This window comes from Pseudoflavonifractor sp. MSJ-30 (assembly GCF_018918045.1).
In the GTDB taxonomy this organism is placed as follows: domain Bacteria; phylum Bacillota; class Clostridia; order Oscillospirales; family Oscillospiraceae; genus Faecousia.
In genome coordinates, this window is record NZ_JAHLPU010000024.1 from 14,547 (window position 1) to 32,533 (window position 17,987).

The 17,987-nt window shown below is 55.9% G+C and carries 18 protein-coding genes and 1 tRNA gene; 12 read left to right on the forward strand and 7 right to left on the reverse strand.

Annotation, left to right across the window (positions count from 1 at the left end):
- Positions 1–48 precede the first annotated feature (48 nt).
- The 3 genes from KQI10_RS03800 to spoIVA all read right to left on the reverse strand — a co-directional run bounded on the left by KQI10_RS03800 (position 49) and on the right by spoIVA (position 4,869).
- The gene (locus tag KQI10_RS03800) at positions 49–2,769 is read right to left on the reverse strand and encodes a YfhO family protein (protein WP_216566080.1); all 2,721 of its coding nucleotides are present in this window, start codon (positions 2,767–2,769) and stop codon (positions 49–51) included.
- A gap of 153 nt (positions 2,770–2,922) precedes the next feature.
- On the reverse strand, positions 2,923–3,348 hold the full coding sequence (locus KQI10_RS03805; protein ID WP_216566081.1) for a PH domain-containing protein: 426 nt from the start codon (positions 3,346–3,348) through the stop codon (positions 2,923–2,925).
- Between the two features lie 57 nt (positions 3,349–3,405).
- Positions 3,406–4,869: a stage IV sporulation protein A gene (gene spoIVA / locus KQI10_RS03810; protein ID WP_216566082.1), complete on the reverse strand. Its 1,464-nt coding sequence runs from the start codon at positions 4,867–4,869 to the stop codon at positions 3,406–3,408.
- Between the two features lie 201 nt (positions 4,870–5,070).
- On the opposite strand from spoIVA, the gene KQI10_RS03815 reads away from it, so the two are divergent.
- The 5 genes from KQI10_RS03815 to KQI10_RS03835 all read left to right on the forward strand — a co-directional run bounded on the left by KQI10_RS03815 (position 5,071) and on the right by KQI10_RS03835 (position 7,830).
- A complete protein-coding gene (locus tag KQI10_RS03815; RefSeq protein ID WP_216566083.1) occupies positions 5,071–5,571 on the forward strand; it encodes a DUF177 domain-containing protein in 501 nt (166 codons plus the stop codon).
- A gap of 47 nt (positions 5,572–5,618) precedes the next feature.
- Positions 5,619–5,804 carry a 50S ribosomal protein L32 gene (rpmF, locus tag KQI10_RS03820; RefSeq protein WP_216566084.1) on the forward strand — a complete coding sequence of 62 codons (186 nt, stop codon included), beginning with the start codon at positions 5,619–5,621 and terminating at the stop codon, positions 5,802–5,804.
- A 386-nt stretch (positions 5,805–6,190) separates the two neighbouring features.
- Entirely contained in the window at positions 6,191–6,583 is a 393-nt protein-coding gene (locus KQI10_RS03825) for a hypothetical protein (RefSeq protein WP_216566085.1), read from the forward strand.
- A 2-nt stretch (positions 6,584–6,585) separates the two neighbouring features.
- Positions 6,586–7,218: a class I SAM-dependent methyltransferase gene (locus tag KQI10_RS03830; RefSeq protein WP_216566086.1), complete on the forward strand. Its 633-nt coding sequence runs from the start codon at positions 6,586–6,588 to the stop codon at positions 7,216–7,218.
- A gap of 18 nt (positions 7,219–7,236) precedes the next feature.
- Positions 7,237–7,830 (forward strand): hypothetical protein, encoded by a 594-nt coding sequence (locus tag KQI10_RS03835; RefSeq protein ID WP_216566087.1) that lies wholly within the window; start codon positions 7,237–7,239, stop codon positions 7,828–7,830.
- Between the two features lie 39 nt (positions 7,831–7,869).
- Here the strand turns inward: KQI10_RS03835 and KQI10_RS03840 are convergent, their stop codons facing one another.
- Positions 7,870–8,073, reverse strand: a complete 204-nt coding sequence (locus KQI10_RS03840; RefSeq protein ID WP_216566088.1) for a hypothetical protein — start codon at positions 8,071–8,073, stop codon at positions 7,870–7,872.
- On the opposite strand from KQI10_RS03840, the gene der reads away from it, so the two are divergent.
- The 3 genes from der to KQI10_RS03855 are packed head-to-tail and all read left to right on the forward strand — an operon-like array spanning position 8,072 to position 11,028.
- The gene (der, locus tag KQI10_RS03845) at positions 8,072–9,403 is read left to right on the forward strand and encodes a ribosome biogenesis GTPase Der (RefSeq protein WP_216566089.1); all 1,332 of its coding nucleotides are present in this window, start codon (positions 8,072–8,074) and stop codon (positions 9,401–9,403) included. The genes KQI10_RS03840 and der overlap by 2 nt on opposite strands.
- A 3-nt stretch (positions 9,404–9,406) precedes the next feature.
- A complete protein-coding gene (locus KQI10_RS03850) occupies positions 9,407–10,036 on the forward strand; it encodes a glycerol-3-phosphate acyltransferase (RefSeq protein ID WP_216566090.1) in 630 nt (209 codons plus the stop codon).
- Complete coding sequence (locus tag KQI10_RS03855) at positions 10,033–11,028, forward strand: NAD(P)H-dependent glycerol-3-phosphate dehydrogenase (protein ID WP_216566091.1); 996 nt, start codon at positions 10,033–10,035, stop codon at positions 11,026–11,028. The genes KQI10_RS03850 and KQI10_RS03855 overlap by 4 nt, the downstream gene beginning before the upstream one ends.
- Positions 11,029–11,246: 218 nt before the next feature.
- Here the strand turns inward: KQI10_RS03855 and KQI10_RS03860 are convergent, their stop codons facing one another.
- From KQI10_RS03860 to KQI10_RS03870, 3 genes are all read right to left on the reverse strand, one after another.
- On the reverse strand, positions 11,247–12,449 hold the full coding sequence (locus tag KQI10_RS03860; RefSeq protein WP_216566092.1) for a hypothetical protein: 1,203 nt from the start codon (positions 12,447–12,449) through the stop codon (positions 11,247–11,249).
- Between the two features lie 238 nt (positions 12,450–12,687).
- Complete coding sequence (locus KQI10_RS03865) at positions 12,688–13,689, reverse strand: GGGtGRT protein (RefSeq protein ID WP_216566093.1); 1,002 nt, start codon at positions 13,687–13,689, stop codon at positions 12,688–12,690.
- A 15-nt stretch (positions 13,690–13,704) separates the two neighbouring features.
- The gene (locus tag KQI10_RS03870) at positions 13,705–14,397 is read right to left on the reverse strand and encodes an iron-sulfur cluster assembly scaffold protein (protein WP_216566094.1); all 693 of its coding nucleotides are present in this window, start codon (positions 14,395–14,397) and stop codon (positions 13,705–13,707) included.
- A gap of 267 nt (positions 14,398–14,664) precedes the next feature.
- Here KQI10_RS03870 and KQI10_RS03875 point away from each other — a divergent pair, with 267 nt between their 5' ends.
- The 4 genes from KQI10_RS03875 (at position 14,665) to KQI10_RS03890 (ending at position 17,985) form a co-directional block, all read left to right on the forward strand.
- Positions 14,665–14,829, forward strand: a complete 165-nt coding sequence (locus KQI10_RS03875) for a DUF1540 domain-containing protein (protein ID WP_216566095.1) — start codon at positions 14,665–14,667, stop codon at positions 14,827–14,829.
- Positions 14,830–14,947: 118 nt separating this feature from the next.
- The gene (locus tag KQI10_RS03880) at positions 14,948–16,573 is read left to right on the forward strand and encodes a S1C family serine protease (RefSeq protein WP_216566096.1); all 1,626 of its coding nucleotides are present in this window, start codon (positions 14,948–14,950) and stop codon (positions 16,571–16,573) included.
- 177 nt (positions 16,574–16,750) lie between these two features.
- Positions 16,751–17,491: a sporulation initiation factor Spo0A C-terminal domain-containing protein gene (locus tag KQI10_RS03885; protein WP_216566097.1), complete on the forward strand. Its 741-nt coding sequence runs from the start codon at positions 16,751–16,753 to the stop codon at positions 17,489–17,491.
- A 420-nt stretch (positions 17,492–17,911) separates the two neighbouring features.
- A tRNA-Asp gene (locus KQI10_RS03890) sits at positions 17,912–17,985 on the forward strand.
- Positions 17,986–17,987: the final 2 nt, after the last annotated feature.

Sequence of the window (17,987 nt, forward strand, 5' to 3'; positions counted from 1 at the left end):
ATAGAAACCCCCGCCGCGGAGCCTGCGAGCTTCCGTGGCGGGGTTATCTTATCCGTTTTTCGTTTTCCGTTTTTCCAGCTCCGGCTTATAGGCCAGGTATGCGCAGGCGCCGAAGACGACAACGCTGAGCAGGCTGATTTTCCAGCCCAGAGAGAAGGCTTTGTTCTGATAGCGCAGCCCGATGGTGTGTTCACCCTGGGTCAGGTGGGTGGAAATCATGCAGTTGCCCACCAGGGTGATCTGCGCTTCTTCCCCGTCTACATAGAGACGCCAGTTGCCGTTCTGGGGAACGGAGGTGTAGAACAGTCCGTCACGGTCACAGGTGATGGTTCCATCGACTTTTATCTGGCGGAAGGAGGTGATATTCAGGGTGGAGGCGTTCAGAATATCATAGCCCTGGAAGAACAGGTCATTGTCCAGCTGGGCAGCGGTTACCGTCATGGTGCCGGACTCCCCTTTGTCGCACAGGACCCGGACCTCCACGCTGTCCATGGGGGTCACGTCGCCCACGGCCAGCATCTGGGGCAGACTGATGGTCTCCCGGTACAGCTCCACGCCATTGACGCAGACTACAAAGTCGTTCCGCTTGGGCAGATCCAGATTAACGCACACAAAGCCGGAGGACGTGGGGGAGAAAAAGTAGGAGACGTAGGCGTCGCTGTCGCACTCCGTGTAATTGAGCTTGCCCTGAATGGTGCTGTCTGTCACCTGCGTTCCGTTGCCCAGGGTGACCACCTGGTCTCCCTCAATGGTGTTCCAAACCTTGCCCTGTAGGCCGGTGGCGGCGGTGAACAGGTCATTCTGCAGCCGGAAAGGTTCGCTTTCCGTGAAATCTGCCTGGGTCAGCGTATCCTCCGCCAGGAAGCCCAGGGGAAGATAGGCCGTGTTTTTCAGCAGGTACACGTTCTCATAATGGTGTACCTCCTCAAACATGGAGCTGCTGCGGTCCCTGCCGTCCCGGTCCATCATGTATTTCAGGTCCAGGAACAGGTTGGCCACCGGGGAGCTTTCCTCAAAGCAGTAGCGGTTGTATGTGTTTTTCGCACCGTAGCCCAGGGCTTTCATAAATTCCGTGATCTTCACATTGGCAGAGCTGGTAAAGGCGGAAATGCCGTTGTAGCCGTTGAGGGCATCGTCATTCAGAGTCTGGGAGTGGGTGACCTCCGCCCGGTAGAAGGGCTCCTTTTCCCGCTCGGCCATATATCGGAACATGGAAGCGGCGGCTTCCTTCCCCTTGGGATAGTTGGATACGCCGGTGCCAGGAAAGTACAGGCCGAAGGACAGCAGATTCGCCGCCATTTCCAGTATGACCACCGTCAGCACTGCCCAGCGGGAGTGGACCCGGTAGCAGCTCTGGCGGTATCTGGCCCGGGAAACTTCCGCGGGCTCTGCCTCATCCGGCAGCTTCACCTTCCGCTTTCCGTAGAGCAGGCAGCCGGTAAAGACAATCAGGAAGCCGAAGTTATACAGGGCATATACGGGAATCTCCAGAGAGATACCGAAGGCCTCGGCGGTCTGGGTGGAAGCCAGATCGTTGGAGCAGCACAGCAGCGCTGCCGTAAACAGGGCCGCCGCCGTGATATGCCATACGGAAAACCTGCGCCGCAGCAGCCAGGCCCGGTAGGCCATATACAGCAGCACGAAGCTGTAGAGAAAGCTGAACCGGTAGGGAATCATATTGGGAAAGTGGAACCCATGCCAGATATAGTCCAGCTGCCGGATGATGAAGCTCAGCATGAAAAACAGCAGCAGAAATACACTGCACAGCTTGTCCCGCAGCTTCACTTCCTTTGCAATCAGGAACAGGAAGGCCAGCTCAATGGTGAATACGCCGCAGTAGATGTTGGGCAGGCCCTCTTTGAAGTTGGGTTCCAGAGCGCCGCCCATATTGCCGGCCACCTGCCGCATGGCATCCAGCAGCCCCTTCCAGGTATTTTCCGAGGCAATGTTCAGCCGGAAGCCCTTGGGAAAGGCGTTGACACTGGACTGGGTGGTTTGAAGTGCCGCCAGAGTCGGTATCTCCAGAATGGCGGTCATGCCGATGGCAAGCAGGGAAAACGCCGCGATACGCACCAGATCCAGCCCCGCCCGCCTCCAGCCGGGGAACCGGCAGATCTCGTAGCAGAAGAAGACCAGAGCCACAAAAATGCAGACAAAAAAGCCTATATAATAGTTGGCGTAGACCGCGAGGAACAGCGTTATGGTATACAGGAAGAACCGCTTTTCCCGCAGCAGGGAGATTTCTCCAAGAATCACCAGGGGCAGCAGAGCGAAGGTATCCAGCCACATGATGTTCCACTGGAAGCCCATGGCCCAGGCGCACAGGGCGTAAAAGGCGCTGAAGGCCACCAGAGAAAAATCCTTTTTCCCGTAGAGCTTTTGCAGGAACAGGGAGAAGAACATGCCCGCGAACCCCAGCTTGATGGGCATCAAAAGAGAGAAATAGCCCAGCAGCCATTTTTCGGGGACAAGTACGCTCAGCAGGTTCAGAGGGCTTGCCAGATAATAGGAGATCAGGCCAAGGTAGTCCACGCCCATGCCGATGGACCAGCTGTAGAGCAGACTCTGCCCCTGCCGCAGGCTGCGGCGGAAGGCTACGAAGAAGGGATAATACTGATGGTACATATCCGAATACAGCATGGATGTCTTGCCGAAGGGAATATAGCCGCTGATGAGCATGACCACCAGCATCCCCACACAGGGGAAGGCAAAGGACAGCGCCGTAAAATTCCATTTCCATTTCCGAGACGCCGGATCAGGCAGTTTCATAGATGGACCTCCCGGTTTTTTATCGATAATACATTATTTTACCACATTTTCCCCGGAAGGTAAAGGCGAAAACCGTCCGCAGGTGCTTAAATTTTTATGAATAGCGCAAAATGCCGCACCCATGCCGGGTGCGGCGGAGCAAATTTCAGCAGCTCAATCCAGCGCTTCCGCGTCGGCGTCGCCGTGATCGTGGTGGCAGCAGCAGTCGTCACCCTTGTCGTCCATGTTGGTCAGCTCGTTGACGCGGACCTGCCGGTGGAGCTTCATCTCCTCCACATGCTTGTGGAGCATTTCTTTTACGGCGACGGGATCCTTGATGTTTTTCATCACCAGATTGGGGCAGGTTTTGTCTGTGGACATGACCGTTACGGTGCCCACGCCCAGCATCCGCTGCAGAAGGTTCCGGCTTGTACTGATATCCCGGACGCGGTACAGGAGGACCTCATCGTCCTGCACGTTCAGAAAGCCTTTGGACAGAAACAGCCGGTCCTCTGAGAGCATATACCGGGTAAAGGACAGGGGCATTCCCAGAAAGCGCTTGCGGTCTTTCCAAAGGTACACGATTTTTTCTTTTTTCATAGACGATCCCTCCTTGCTTTTCTATATTTTACTATTGTGCGGCGGGAATGTCAAGAATTATAGGATAATGCACACAAGCCCCGTGGCTCCCTCATTGACGATGCGGCCCAGGGTGCCCCGGAACTTGCCCCGTACATCTTCGGGAAGCCGGATGAGCTTGGCGCTGAGCCCCTCCTGAATAAGGTCATATACGGATTTTCCAAAGATATTGCTCTGCCAGAGCTTTTCCGGCTCCTGACTCCGCAGGTAGTCGATAAGCTCTCTGGATTGCTCCTCGCCGCCCACCATGGGGCTGATCTCCGTATCGATGTCCACCCGGATCAGGTGGATGGAAGGGGCTTTGGCCCGGAGTTTTACGCCGTAGCTGCCGTTTTTCCGGAGAATCTCCGGCTTTTCCAACCGGATTTCCTCCGGCGAGGGACTGACAACCCCATAGCCCGTGGCCTTGACCGCACTCAGGGCATCCGACAGCCGGTCGTATTCCCGTTTGGCCTGGGTCAGTTGGGTCAGCAGATCCATGAGCTGGGCGTCGCTTTCAATGGGCAGCCCCGCCCGGGCACTGAGGATTTCATAGAACAGGGATTCCGGGAAGGTCAGAGCACAGTCTACCCGGCCGCTGCCGGGATCCACGGACCGCAGGGCGTAGTCCTGTACCTGGGGCAGGTCCCGCAGCCCTGCCAGAGACTGTTCCGCCTGACCCAGAGTTGTGATTTTCCCCGCGGAATCCAGAAGCGCGGCGTAAAGGGCCGCTTTGACAGGGTGCTCCTGCTCCAGCGCGTCCATCCACCGGGGGAGAAACACCCGAAGGGCCGTCATGGGAAAGCTGTAGAGCATGGCCCCCAGGAGCCTGGCGATGCCTCCGCTGTCCAAAGCCTGGCAGTCAAGCACCATGGCGTTCATGCTGAATTCCTGATCCAGCGAGGCTTTTACCGACTTGGCCCATTCGCCCTCCGGCTCCCGGCTGTTGATGATGACAAGAAAGGGCTTGCCTGTGGCGCGCATATCGGAGATGGCCTTCTTCTCCGCCTGAATATAGTCCTCCCGGGGGATATCCGTCACGGTGCCGTCGGTGGTTACCACCAGCCCAATGGTGGCGTGGCCCTCCATGACCTTTTTGGTGCCAAGCTCCGCCGCCTGGGTCATGGGAATTTCCCGGTCAAACCAGGGCGTGGTCACCATTCTGGGCTGGCCGTCCTCCTGGGCCCCCATGGCGCCGGGGATCATATACCCTACGGAGTCGATCATGCGGACGCGCAGCTTTGTCTTGCCGTCCGGGGATACCTCCACGGCCTCCTCCGGGACGAACTTCGGTTCCGCCGTCATAATGGTCTTGCCGGAGGCGCACTGGGGCAGTTCATCTCTTGCCCGCTCCGCCCGGAAGGGGTCCTCCATGGCGGGGATCACCAGTTCCTCCATGATCCGCTTGACCAGCGTGGATTTCCCGGTACGAACCGGCCCCACCACGCCGATGTAGATATTGCCGCCGGTTCTGGCAGCGATATCCTGATAAATGGTTTCCATAGCCAGCCTCCTCCTTCGGCAGGAGCGATCCTGCCATGGTTTGGTTTCATGGTATGTAGCTGCTCCAACGGTTAGAACATGGCCAATCCGGTATCTTTTCCGGAAAAATAATCTTTCTAAGAAATCCTGCAAAATAATGTTTGACAAATCGGGAAAAAGCCTATATAATACGTTAGCACGACTTTGAGAGGGGGGAAGATTATGCTGTTGGGGCTTTCCAAGATCATTGACTGTCCCGGCGCGTCTCTTCCCTTTTCCACCAGCGTGGATCTGAGCGATCTTCGCTACGGTGTCAGCTTCCCGGTTTCCGAACCGGTCCAGGCAGAAGGAACCGTGCGCAATACCGCGGGTGTTCTTGTTATGCAGGGCAGCCTCCATACCACGATCCACGGCATTTGCGACCGGTGCGCCGGAGAGTTTGACCGAAAGGTCGAGTTTCCCATTGACGTTGTCCTTGTGACGGAGCTGGCCAGCGAAGAAAACGAAGACGAGTGGGTATTCCCTCTGGAGGGAGACAGCGCCGATCTGGATGACATTGTGCGGACTGTGTTCGTGCTGAATCTGGATTCCAAGCTGCTTTGTAAGGAGGATTGCAAGGGGATTTGTCCCAAGTGCGGCAAAAACCTGAACGATGGTCCCTGCAATTGCCGGAAGGAGCTCGATCCCCGATTTGCTGCTTTAGAGCAGCTTCTTGAGAAGTAAATCCATATTGATGCTGTGAAAAGCAGTTCTACCAAGGAGGTGTCACCATGGCTGTCCCTAAGTGTAAAGTGTCCAAGGCCCGCCGCGATAAGCGCCGTGGCTCCAACTGGAAGCTCTCCGCTCCCAGCGTTGCGGTTTGCCCCAAGTGCGGTGAGCCCGTAATGCCCCACAGAGCTTGCAAGGCTTGCGGCACCTACAATGGCCGTCAGGTTCTGGCTGTTGAGGCTGAGTAAGGCAAAAGCAGGAAACACAGAGGAAGGTCTTGATTGCCTTCCTCTTTTTCCTTTTAACGGCACGCGGATACTTTGATTTCCCAAATGAAACAGAAAGTATAATCATTTTCAATTTATCCGCCCATTTCTTTGCAGTCTGCGAAGGAATGGGTGAAAACTTGCCCCCGAAGCTGGTCGGTTGAATACTGCGCATTGACAAGCCCTTTTGAATATGTTACCATGTTGCCAGAAATAAATGAGAGGAGCGATAATTTATGATGCTTATGATGTGCAATGCACAGTATTTTGTCCGAAGTTTCGCTCCCTGCTCTTTTGTCTGATTTTTGGCTTTTCGCAGATGCAGTGCAGACTTCAGTCTGCACTTTTTGCTATTTGGGGAGGTATATATGAGCCTATTTGACACATTCGATCCGGATTCTGAAGAACTGATAGAGGTCAGCCGGCAGCGCTCTTTCCGCGAGGTGGAGGATTTTCCGGAGATCGTGGAGGAGCTCCATCTGCCCTGTGTTTCCGGCAGGGTGTGGACGACCGATGCATTTTACCGGGAAACCCGGAGCAACATGGAAAAACGCAAAGCCGACGGCTGCATTGCAGTAGACATGGAGTGTGCCTCCGTCATGGCAGCAGGTCAATTCAGAGGGGTCCCGGTCTATCAGTTCTTCTACGCCGATGATTGCCTGGACGGTGAGAAATGGGAACCCCGCACGCTGGGTGCAAGACCCGCCTCCAGCCACGAAAAATATCTGCGAATTGCCCTGGAAATTGCAGCGAGGTTATGAAGATGCGTCAAAATTTCTGGCAAGAATCCTGGAAAGCCGTCAACCGGGATCGCATTGCGGAATACGGCAAGGCCGTCTCCCCTACACCGGATAAGATCATCGGGATTTTGCAAAACTACCATGCGAAATCAGTGTGCGATGCCGGGTGCGGATGCGGAATTTATGCTGCAAAGCTGCTTGCAAGCGGCTTCACAGTGGATGGTTTTGATCTTTCAACGGACGCGGTCGAAATTGCCAGGGAGCATGCACCCACTGCCAGATTAAAAACGGCAGAGGTTTGCAGCACTGGATACCCCTCCGGCTGTTTTGATGCCATTGTATGCAGGGACGTGCTGGATCACATTGGGAAGCAGGATGCAGAACTTGCCATACCGGAACTGCTTCGCATTCTGAAGCCGGGCGGGATTTTAATTGCCACGCTGGATGCCCCGGACGAAGAATATTGCCGGGAGCCCCATGCCGTAAATGCAGACGGCGATTTCGTCTATACCGGCGGAAAATGGACGGGGATGGTCTTTCATCCGTACAGCCGGGAGGAAATCATGCAGATCATCCCTCCATCCGTCCGGCGGGAGATCATGGAGGACGGCGACGGCTTTTTGGCTGTCCTGTATCACGGAAATCCGGACAGATAAAGATGGAGGGCAATGGACATGGAAACATGCCGAATCAGCGACAACATCAGCTATATTCCCGCCACTGAGGCTCCCCTCTCAGCGGATATTGGGATCATCCGGGATGGCGCAGGGACATGGCTGTATGATGTTGGAAACGACCCGCAGGCAATCGCGAACCTGACCGGGAAATACAATGTCGTCCTCTCCCATTTTCATGAGGATCACACTGGAAATCTGCAAAAGCTGAACATTCAAAGTTTCTATGTTTCCGGTGAAACGCGGCGGCATACAGGAATGGGGACAGTGGTAACCGGGGATCTATATTTTGGCGCGCTGCACCTCTTTCCGCTCCCCTCCAGCCACTGCAAGGGCTGCCTGGGGCTGGAGGTGGACGGACGCTATGCCTTTGTAGGGGACGCGCTGTACTGCAAAACGAAAAATGGGGCATACACATTCAGCGTCCAGCTGGTGCATGATCTGCTTGCGGTTCTCAAAAAACTGACCGCCCCCGATCTCCTTGTCAGCCACTTTCCCGGAATGATTCGCCCCCGTGCAGATGTGATCGCGGAGTTTGAAGCGCTGTATGCCATGCGGCAGCCGGGGAACAATGAGATCCTGCTCAGGCAGTAGCATCGACTGGACAAAGTGCGGCAAGCGCCTATCAAGGTCTCAAGTGAATTTGTCGTGAGACTGACAGAGCCGCAAAGCCCTGCCGCCGCGCTGCATACGCCCCTCCTCCCTGCTCAGGGAAGGTTTTTCGGCTTTGCGGGTTGTAAATAAATAGAAAATGAAGCCATCCTTCCATTGCTTTTCAGCCGGAAGTATGGCATAATAACGAAAACCCTTTGATAGAAGAAAGGACGTGTTGCTCATGGCAAAACCTCTGGTTGCCATTGTGGGCCGCCCCAATGTGGGCAAGTCTATGCTGTTTAACAAGCTCACCGGTCAGCGTACCTCCATTGTGGAGGACACCCCCGGCGTGACCCGGGACCGGATCTATGGAGACTGCGAATGGTGCGGCCGCACCTTCTCCCTGGTAGATACCGGCGGTATCGAGCCCAGCACCGACAACGATATGCTGAAATTCATGCGCCGTCAGGCGGAGATCGGCATTGAACTGGCGGATGCCATTATCATGGTCGCGGACGTCCGCAGCGGCGTTACCGCGGCGGATCAGGACGTGGCCACTCTGCTGCGTAAGTCCGGAAAGCCCGTGGCTCTGGCTGTCAACAAGTGCGATTCCGTTGGCCCCGTGAACCCGGATGTGTACGAATTCTACTGCCTGGGTATCGGCGACCTGTTCGAGACCTCCGCCGTCCACGGTCACGGTACCGGCGATCTGCTGGACTGGGTGCTGCAAAATATCCCCGCGGACGACGGCGAGGAAGAGGATGACGATGTAATTAAGGTCGCCATCGTGGGCAAGCCCAATGTGGGCAAGTCCAGCCTGCTGAACCGAATCCTGGGTGAGGAGCGCGTTATCGTCTCCAACGTTGCCGGAACCACCCGGGACGCCATCGACTCTTATTACGAGAACGAAACCGGAAAGTACTGCTTCATCGACACTGCCGGTATGCGCCGGAAGAGCAAGGTGGACGATGCCATTGAAAAGTACTCCAATATGCGTTCCGTCAGCGCTATCGACCGGGCGGACGTGTGCCTGATTCTCATTGACGCCAACGAGGGCGTCACCGAGCAGGACACCAAGATCGCGGGCCTGGTCCACGAGGCGGGCAAGGCCGCCATTATCGTGGTCAACAAGTGGGACGCTGTGGCCGACAAGGAGACCAACACCATGCGGGATATGGAGGCCGACGTCCGCAAGGGCCTGAGCTATATGCTCTATGCCCCGGTCATCTTCCTCTCCGCCCTGACCGGCGCCCGGTGCGACCGGCTGTTTGAGACCATTCAGGAGGTCCACAGGCAGAATACCAGCCGCATCACCACCGGCAATCTGAACGCCGTGCTGGCAGATGCCACCGCCCGGGTCCAGCCGCCCACGGACAAGGGCCGCCGCCTGAAGATCTACTATATGACCCAGGCCAGCTCCAAGCCCCCCCACTTCATCATTTTCTGCAACGACGCAAGGCTGTTCCACTTCTCCTATCAGCGGTATCTGGAAAACCAGATCCGGGAGGTCTTCGGCCTGCAGGGCACTCCCATTCGGATCACCATCCGTCAGAAGGGCGACAAGGAGGAATAAGCTATGGCCGTTTCCATTTTGCTGGTGTGTGTGCTGGGCTATCTGCTGGGCAACATCAACGGAGCCGTTCTGCTCTCCAAGCTGGTGGAAAAGGACGATGTCCGCCGCCACGGCAGCGGCAACGCGGGCTTTACCAACTTTTTCCGCAGCTACGGCAAAGCCAACTCCCTGTTCGTCATTCTCATTGACGGCCTGAAGGCCGCGGCAGCCTGCCTGCTGGGCAGCTGGCTGCTGGGAAAATACGGCTATCGCACCGAGGGCATGCTTCTGGGCGGCCTGGCCGTTACGCTGGGCCATGATTTTCCGGCTCTGCTGGGCTTCCATGGGGGGAAGGGCATTGTCTGCGGCTTTGCCGCGGCGCTGACAACGGACTGGCGCATTGCGCTGATCATGCTGCTGGTGTTCTGCCTGGCCTATTTCCCCACAAAGTATGTGTCGCTTGGCTCAATCCTTGGCTCGGTTTGCTTTTTTGTCTGCTTCGCCCTGTTCTACCCCGGCCGTCCCTTTGTGCTGATTCTGTCCGGGGTTCTGGCGGCGCTGGCCGTTTTCCTCCATCGGGAGAATATCCGCCGCCTGATTAAAGGGCAGGAGCGGAAGACCGACTTCTTCCGGAAGAAGGAGGAGAAGCAGTGAAAACAGCAGTCATCGGCGCCGGCGCCTGGGGTACTGCTCTGGCCTGTCAGCTGCGCCGCAACGGCCACGATGTTTCCCTCTGGTTCCGGGATCCGGAAAAGGCCGAGCTGGCTCAGAGAAGCCGGACCAATCCCCGCCTGAAGAATATTACGCTGCCCGATGGGCTGCTTTGTACGGCGGATCCCAAATGCGTGGAGGGCTGCGCTCTGGTGGTTATTGCCGCTCCGTCCTTTCCCATCCGCGCCGTCTGCCGGGCTGTGGCCCCTTATCTGGACAGAAATGCCGTTATGGTCTCCGTAACCAAGGGCATTGAGGAGGGGACGCTTCTGCGTATGAGCCAGATCGTGGCCCAGGAGACCGGCCGCAGAGTGGTGGCTCTGTCCGGCCCCTGTCACGCGGAAGAGGTGGCCGTCCAGGTGCCCACCGGATGCCTGGCTGCCTGCGAGGACAGAGTACTGGCGGAATTCGTCCAGGATGCCTTCATGTCCGAGAACTTCCGGGTCTATACCAGCCCGGATGCCATCGGCGCGGAGCTGGGCGGGGCGCTGAAAAATGTCATCGCCCTGTGCGCCGGCGTGGCCACAGGCATGTGCTGCGGGGACAACACCAAGGCCATGCTCATGACCCGGGGCCTGACGGAGATCGCCCGGCTGGGTGTGTCCATGGGCGCCCGGAAGGAGACTTTGGCGGGCCTCTCCGGCGTGGGCGACCTGATCGTCACCTGCACAAGCCCCCACTCCCGCAACCGCCAGGCCGGTATCCTCATCGGCCAGGGGAAGACCCCTAAGGAGGCCATGGAAGAGGTGGGCGCCGTGGTGGAGGGCTACTATGCCACCAGGTCCGCCTGGGAACTGTGCCGGAAACAGGGCGTGGAAATGCCCATCGTCACCGCCGCCTACCAGGTGCTCTACCAGAACGCCGACGCCCGTGAGGCCGTCCAGAAGCTGCTCACAAGACAGAAAAAAGCGGAGTCGGAGGATCTGGGGTGGTAAATCGTTTGCCCGGCCCCACAAATAGAAAACCAGTAGGGGCGGCAATCTGCCGCCCGCTAGCTTTTGAGACTGAGTGTCGATACGAGACGCTCAATTTCGAAAGGAATGCGGGCGGCAGGTTGCCGCCCCCATTAAAAATACCATTTCACAACTAGCACAAAAGATAAAGCACAAAGGTTAGTGATTTGCTTTGTTGCTGAAACAATAAGTAATTCTGCTTAACTCTGAACATCTAACCGTTTGGCTTTTTCAAGCATTGCAATATAATCACGGTACCATTGCGGCAAATCACCATTTGGCGGACAACACCGAGCGCAGGGGGCATATCCTCTGGATTGAACACGAAAAAGGTGATATGGGATATTTGCGGATGAACAGCCACATTTTCTGTGGTACTTAGTTCCGCTTCGGGAAATGTAAACCGTATAACTCCCATAAATACGATTGTTATTGTCCTTTGGCAAATTATCTTGTGTAAAAGAGATGTTCGTTGGAACTTTGCAGAAATCCCGTATAGATTGGCCTGATAGTTCTTTAATAAACTCTGCTCTTTCTATTTCACGTTGTTCCTTCTCTTGCTCCATTTTGCGTAATCGCTCTTGCTCCCTTCTGGCTTCTATAATACTGTGCCTCGCGAACAAGACAATTCGGACAAGAAAGATCAATGCCAAAATTTCGCAAATTGTATGGAAGGCTACATCATTTGCGAAGATATCAGAAATCGTAAAGTCCTTCTCGGTTGGGAGAAGCGGTTTCGTAGGTTTCGTGGGACGTGATTCTGTGAATTTTGACTTTACATAACGATTGCTGGTCAAGTCTATTTTTCTAACAGGTTCCAATGTTAGGGTTACATTGAACTCCGCAGATTCACCGGCACCCCTCCCGCGCGTTTCTCTTGCGTAAATTGTGTAACTATTTATTGTGCCTTCGTTTAGCCTGTCGAGAGGAAATAAAAAGGTTTCCGTTTTCTCTCCAACATCGTCTATGCTGGGGTCATGCTCTGTAATCGTTATTTGGAGCGTGTTGTTCCGAAATAAGTTGATTTTTACCTGAGTCCGATTGGAAAGACTGCTGCCGTTGATATTGGCAGAGTATGAAAAATCGTTTCCTATTCCACCGTTTCGTATTAGATTATACGAAATTGTTGCGCGCATTTCAATGCTTTCACCTAAATCATATTTTTTGCTGACATTCTTATTATAATCAATTATGGAAGCGGTTTCGAACTGCTTGGCCCGCTTTTGGTAGTCTTCGATTGCATCCTCATAATCTGCCAAAGCGCTCTCATAATTCAAATAAACAATGTTGTATTCGTTTCGTGCTGCTTCACGGCGTTCTGTGGTATATGGCCTGATCCTAAAATAAGCGACAGCCAAAATGCATATGCAATAAATTACCCCGTACTTGAGTACCTTTTTCAAACATCTATTTACATCCATAATTACCCCACGCAAATAATTGCACAACTCTTATCATCGCAAATTATACCACAATTTTCTGTATTTACAATACTTTCACCCAATATAAGTAAGTGTTATCAGGAATCAGGGTAATTGAAAAGCACATCCCACCCGATCTCTCGGGCAGGATGTGCTTCTTATATCTCATGCGGACGGGACGATGTGGGCATCGTCCCCTACATTTTGGGGGAGGAAATGCTTACTTCTTCAGCGCTTCCTCAACAGCAACAGCCACAGAAACGGTGGCGCCGACCATGGGGTTGTTGCCCATGCCCAGGAAGCCCATCATTTCCACGTGGGCGGGGACGGAGGAGGAACCGGCGAACTGGGCATCGGAGTGCATACGGCCCATGGTGTCGGTCATGCCGTAGGAAGCGGGACCGGCGGCCATGTTGTCAGGATGCAGCGTGCGGCCCGTGCCGCCGCCGGAGGCCACGGAGAAGTACTTCTTGCCCTGCTCAATGCACTCCTTCTTGTAGGTACCGGCAACGGGGTGCTGGAAACGGGTGGGGTTGGTGGAGTTGCCGGTGATGGAAACGTCCACGCCCTCGTGGTGCATGATGGCCACGCCCTCGCGGACGTCGTCGGCGCCGAAGCAGCGGACAGCGGCCCGCTCGCCGTCGGAGTACTTGTACTCCTTGACGATCTTCAGCTCGCCGGTGTAGTAGTCGAACTGGGTCTGCACGTAGGTGAAGCCGTTGATCCGGGAGATGATCTGGGCGGCGTCCTTGCCCAGACCGTTCAGGATGACCCGCAGGGGCTCCTTCCGGGCCTTGTTGGCGGAACGGGCAATACCGATGGCACCTTCGGCGGCGGCGAAGGACTCGTGGCCGGCCAGGAAAGCGAAGCACTTGGTCTCATCCCGCAGCAGCATGGCACCCAGGTTGCCGTGGCCCAGACCGACCTTCCGGTCCTCAGCCACGGAGCCATCGATGCAGAAAGCCTGCAGGCCGATGCCGATGGCCTCGGCGGCCTCAGCGGCGGTCTTGACGTTCTTCTTCAGAGCGATGGCAGCGCCTACGGTGTAAGCCCAGCAGGCGTTCTCAAAGCAGATGGGCTGAATGCCCTTGACGATTTCATAGGGATCGAAGCCCTTGGCCTGGCAGATCTCGCGGCACTCCTCCACGGAAGAGATGCCGTACTGAGCGAGGACGCCGTTGATCTTGTCGATTCTTCTTTCGTAACTTTCAAACAAAGCCATTGTTTCGTCCTCCTCTTATTCCTGACGGGGGTCGATGTACTTGGGCGCGTTGTCGAAGCGGCCGTAGTGACCCATAGCCTTCTTGTAGGCGGTATTGGCGTCGTCGCCTTTCTTCATGAAGTCCATCATCTTGCCCAGGTTTACGAACTCATAGCCGATAATCAGGTTCTCCTCGTCCAGAGCGACCCGGGTAACATAGCCCTCGGCCATCTCCAGATAGCGGGGACCCTTGGAGCGGGTGGCGAACATGGTGCCGACCTGGCTGCGCAGGCCCTTGCCCAGATCCTCCAGAGAAGCGCCCACGACCAGGCCGCCCTCGGAGAACGCGGACTGGCTGCGGCCGTAAACGATCTGCAGGAACAGCTCACGCATAGCGGTGTTGATGGCGTCGCACACCAGATCGGTGTTCAGGGCTTCCAGAATGGTCTTGCCGATGAGAATCTCGGCGGCCATGGCGGCGGAATGGGTCATGCCGGAGCAACCGATGGTTTCCACCAGAGCCTCCTCAATAACGCCCTCCTTGATGTTCAGGGTCAGCTTGCAGGCGCCCTGCTGAGGCGCGCACCAGCCGATACCATGGGTAAAGCCGCTGATGTCCTTGATCTCCTTGGCCTGAACCCACTTGCCCTCTTCGGGAATGGGAGCGGGGCCATGGTAGGCGCCCTTAGCCACGGAGCACATATTCTGTACTTCTGCACTGTAAATCATGGCAAATTTCCTTTCTTTCAAAAGACGGTTTCGTCTTCGATAAATCTTCCGGAAAATGCTGCGCAGAGCCATCTCTGCTTATTCCCCAACAAATTCCGCATACATTATACATGGGCAAACGGGAAATGTCAATGGAATTCGATATAAAAATACCAGTTGGCGGACGATGCGCGCGTTCCACAATTTACCAGTATTTCAAAGCGGTTTTGGGTCAAACTATATCCGGGCGCCAAGGCGTTCCATATAAAAAGCAAGGAGGATCTTTCTATGAACTGCCATGCCAACAAGAGCATCGAATGCACCGTAAAGCAGTGCGCCAACCACTGCGGCACCGAGAACTACTGCTCCCTGGATTCCATTCTGGTGGGCACCCATGAGTGCGATCCCACTGTGGACCAGTGCACCGACTGCATGTCCTTCCACAGAAAGTAAGCGCGGCCTCGTCATTGCAGATGGACTTTTTCCTCTGCAATGACGCTTTTTCTTGACGAATCCGGTATTTTTCTGTATGATAGGGAAAAGCATTCCATATCCATAAGGAGGGCTTGCCATGTGCAGCTTTGATGAATCTACATCCCCCGATGTTCCTCAGGAACAGGCCCAGCCTGCGCCGGAGGACGCGGTTATTTCCCAATCCGTTTCAGAGTCCGTGTCCCGGCCGGAAGGGCAGGAGGGACGGCTGAGCGACTCCCGGACGGAAGAAGCCCAGACGGCGGAAACCGTTCCTCAGACGGAAGAAGCGCAGGCGGCGGAGCCCGCGTCCCAGCCGGAAGGGGAAGCCCCGTCGGATGAAACCCGGGCGGAGGAACCCCCGGCGCAGCCGGTCCGGCCCCGGTCCCCCTATGAGAATTCTCCCTATACGGGCTTTTACGATTCTCATCCCCAGCCGGAACCCAAAAAGCCCCGGCATACCCGGGGGAAGTCCGCCAAACGGCCTGCACGCAAACGGATCGCCGCCGCCGCGGCTGCCGCGGCAGTGCTGGCAGGCAGCTGCGCGCTGACGTATTTTTTGGCGGCCGGTCAGGCCAGGGCCGAGAGCGCCAGAACCGTTGCCGCGCTGAACCGGCAGCTGGATGATCTGCAAAGCCAGGTCAACAGTCTTTCCCGCTCCAATGGCGCCTCACAGATAGGAACTGTTCCCGCGGAGGGCCTGACCCCGGCTCAGGTCTATGCCCGGAATGTTGACAGCGTGGTGGCCATCTCCTGCGATGCCCGGGTGACTATGAACGGCCAGAGCATGGAGGCCACCGTCACCGGCTCCGGCTTTATCCTGACAGAGGACGGCTACATCGTTACGAATTACCATGTAGTCGAGGACGCTGCCTCCGTCACTGTCACCACGCAGGATGATAAGGAATTCAGCGCCACGGTTATCGGCCATGACTCTACCGCTGACATGGCGCTTTTGAAGGTTGACGCCGAGGGATTGCAGGCGGTGACTCTGGGCTCCAGCAGCGAGCTGATCATCGGGGATATGGTCGTTGCTATCGGCAATCCTCTGGGTACTTTGAACGCGACCCAGACCGTTGGCTACATCAGCGGCATCAATCGCCAGATCTCTTCGGAGAACAACTACACCACCATGCTCCAGACCGACGCCGCCATCAATTCCGGCAACTCCGGCGGCCCCTTGTTCAATATGAAGGGGGAGGTCGTGGGAATCACCACAGCCAAGTATTCCGGAACCTCCTCTTCCGGCGCCACCATCGAGGGCATTGGCTTTGCCATCCCTATTGACGATCTGAAAAAGAGTCTGGATGAGCTGCGGACAAAGGGCTATATCAGTTCGGCCTATTTGGGCATCAGGGGCATGGACGTCAGCGAGGAGGCTGTGCTGACCTATGGACTGCCCCGGGGAGCCTATGTGGACTCCGTGGAGTCCGGCACCGGCGCGGCAGAGGCGGGCATTGAGGCGAAGGATATCATCATTGCCATGGGCAGCCAGAAGGTCACCAGCTTCAGCGATCTGGCCCGGATTCTCCGCGGCTACGCCCCCGGAGACGAGACCACCGTCACCGTCTACCGGGCTGGGAAGGAGCTGACGCTTCCGATTACTCTGGGTGAAAGACCACAGAAGGACGACAGCTCCGGAAACGCCGAAAATGCAATGCCGGAGGAGGGAAACTTTCAGGAGTGGTTTGATTATTTCAACAAATTCTCAAACGACAATCCGTAAATAATACGCGTCAAAACATTTTTGCAGGTGCGCAGTTTCAAAGCGCGCCTGCAAAAATTTTTGCCTTTTGTCGAAACGTGTCGAGAAATGACGACAAAAAGTCACAAAAGTATGATTGAAATGGACAAATCCATATGGTATTCTTGAATCACGTTTTGCAAGAAGGGGGAGTCTTTCGTGGAAACCTTGACATTACTCATTGCGGACTGTTCCGATGATTTCCGAAACAGTCTGGAATCAGCACTGCAGGGTAATTACCGAGTCCACACCTGCCGTTCCGGCAGGGAAGCTCTGGAGCTTTCGAAAACCGTCACCCCGGACATTCTGATCATGGATCTGATGCTGCCGGAGCTGGATGGCATCAGTCTTCTGCAGGCGTTGAACAATTCCGGGATCCGGCCCACCGTCCTTGCCACCACCCGCCTTGTCAACGATTACGTTGTCAGTACGACAACCAGACTTGGGGTGGATTACCTGATGGTAAAGCCCTGCAGCATTCAGGCCATTGTCAACCGGGTGCGGGATCTGAGCGAGCAGAAGCCCCGGCCTGTGCTCAGTGCCCCGGATGCGAAAACCCATGTTTCCAATCTGCTGGTTTCCTTGGGGATCCCCACAAAACTCAGAGGCTATGCCTATCTGCGGGAGGCAGTGCTGCTGATGGTGGAAAACCCCATGCAGTCCATTACCAAGGAACTGTACCCCGGTGTGGCCCGGCAGTTCGGCTGCACGTCCTCACAGGTGGAGCGCTCCATCCGCAACGCCATCCAGCAGGCATGGGAAAGGCGCAGCGATGAAGTGTGGTCAACAGTTTTTCAGGCAGACAATACCGGTACCATCCCGCGGCCCAGCAATGCGGCCTTTGTTTCCCGTCTGGCAGACCGCCTGCTGCTGGATCAGGCGCAGCTGGCCATGCCGTAAGAAAACAGAAAAGCCCAACATGGGCGGCAGAACCTGCCGCCCATAAAAAAGCCTTCCCCTGGGGCGGTGCGTCGCGCAGCGAATCTAATTAATAAAATAGCTGCCAGTGGCAGCTATACCATAAAAAGCGATGGTGGCTCGCCGCAGGCAAGTCGGATGAGGGGCAGTACAGGCTTTCCCTACGGAACAGCTACGCGTTCCAGAGCGTAGGGGCCGATGCCCACATCGGCCCGGGGGTCCGACGGAATGGACGGGTCCGCTTTTCCGACCACTCTGACACCATACCCTGCGGGGCGATGAGGGCATCGCCCCCTACAACGGGGATTCGTACCCCAGTAGCTACTCAACGCCATTTGAAAAATTTTTTGAAAAACCTCTTTACAAATCGAAAAGAATCTGTTATAATCCCTTTCGTTCCCTGGCCCGGTGGTGCAGTCGGTTAGCACGCCAGCCTGTCACGCTGGAGGTCGACGGTTCGAGTCCGTTCCGGGTCGCC

Bases quoted from the DNA above. Each gene is read 5' to 3' on its own strand.
- spoIVA (WP_216566082.1), bottom strand. From the start codon at position 4,869: ATGGAAACCATTTATCAGGATATCGCTGCCAGAACCGGCGGCAATATC.
- KQI10_RS03835 (WP_216566087.1), top strand. From the start codon at position 7,237: ATGGAAACATGCCGAATCAGCGACAACATCAGCTATATTCCCGCCACT.
- KQI10_RS03825 (WP_216566085.1), top strand. From the start codon at position 6,191: ATGAGCCTATTTGACACATTCGATCCGGATTCTGAAGAACTGATAGAG.
- KQI10_RS03800 (WP_216566080.1), bottom strand. From the start codon at position 2,769: ATGAAACTGCCTGATCCGGCGTCTCGGAAATGGAAATGGAATTTTACG.
- rpmF (WP_216566084.1), top strand. From the start codon at position 5,619: ATGGCTGTCCCTAAGTGTAAAGTGTCCAAGGCCCGCCGCGATAAGCGC.
- der (WP_216566089.1), top strand. From the start codon at position 8,072: ATGGCAAAACCTCTGGTTGCCATTGTGGGCCGCCCCAATGTGGGCAAG.
- KQI10_RS03815 (WP_216566083.1), top strand. From the start codon at position 5,071: ATGCTGTTGGGGCTTTCCAAGATCATTGACTGTCCCGGCGCGTCTCTT.
- KQI10_RS03805 (WP_216566081.1), bottom strand. From the start codon at position 3,348: ATGAAAAAAGAAAAAATCGTGTACCTTTGGAAAGACCGCAAGCGCTTT.
- KQI10_RS03840 (WP_216566088.1), bottom strand. From the start codon at position 8,073: ATGAGCAACACGTCCTTTCTTCTATCAAAGGGTTTTCGTTATTATGCC.
- KQI10_RS03870 (WP_216566094.1), bottom strand. From the start codon at position 14,397: ATGATTTACAGTGCAGAAGTACAGAATATGTGCTCCGTGGCTAAGGGC.
- KQI10_RS03830 (WP_216566086.1), top strand. From the start codon at position 6,586: ATGCGTCAAAATTTCTGGCAAGAATCCTGGAAAGCCGTCAACCGGGAT.
- KQI10_RS03865 (WP_216566093.1), bottom strand. From the start codon at position 13,689: ATGGCTTTGTTTGAAAGTTACGAAAGAAGAATCGACAAGATCAACGGC.
- KQI10_RS03880 (WP_216566096.1), top strand. From the start codon at position 14,948: ATGTGCAGCTTTGATGAATCTACATCCCCCGATGTTCCTCAGGAACAG.
- KQI10_RS03850 (WP_216566090.1), top strand. From the start codon at position 9,407: ATGGCCGTTTCCATTTTGCTGGTGTGTGTGCTGGGCTATCTGCTGGGC.
- KQI10_RS03875 (WP_216566095.1), top strand. From the start codon at position 14,665: ATGAACTGCCATGCCAACAAGAGCATCGAATGCACCGTAAAGCAGTGC.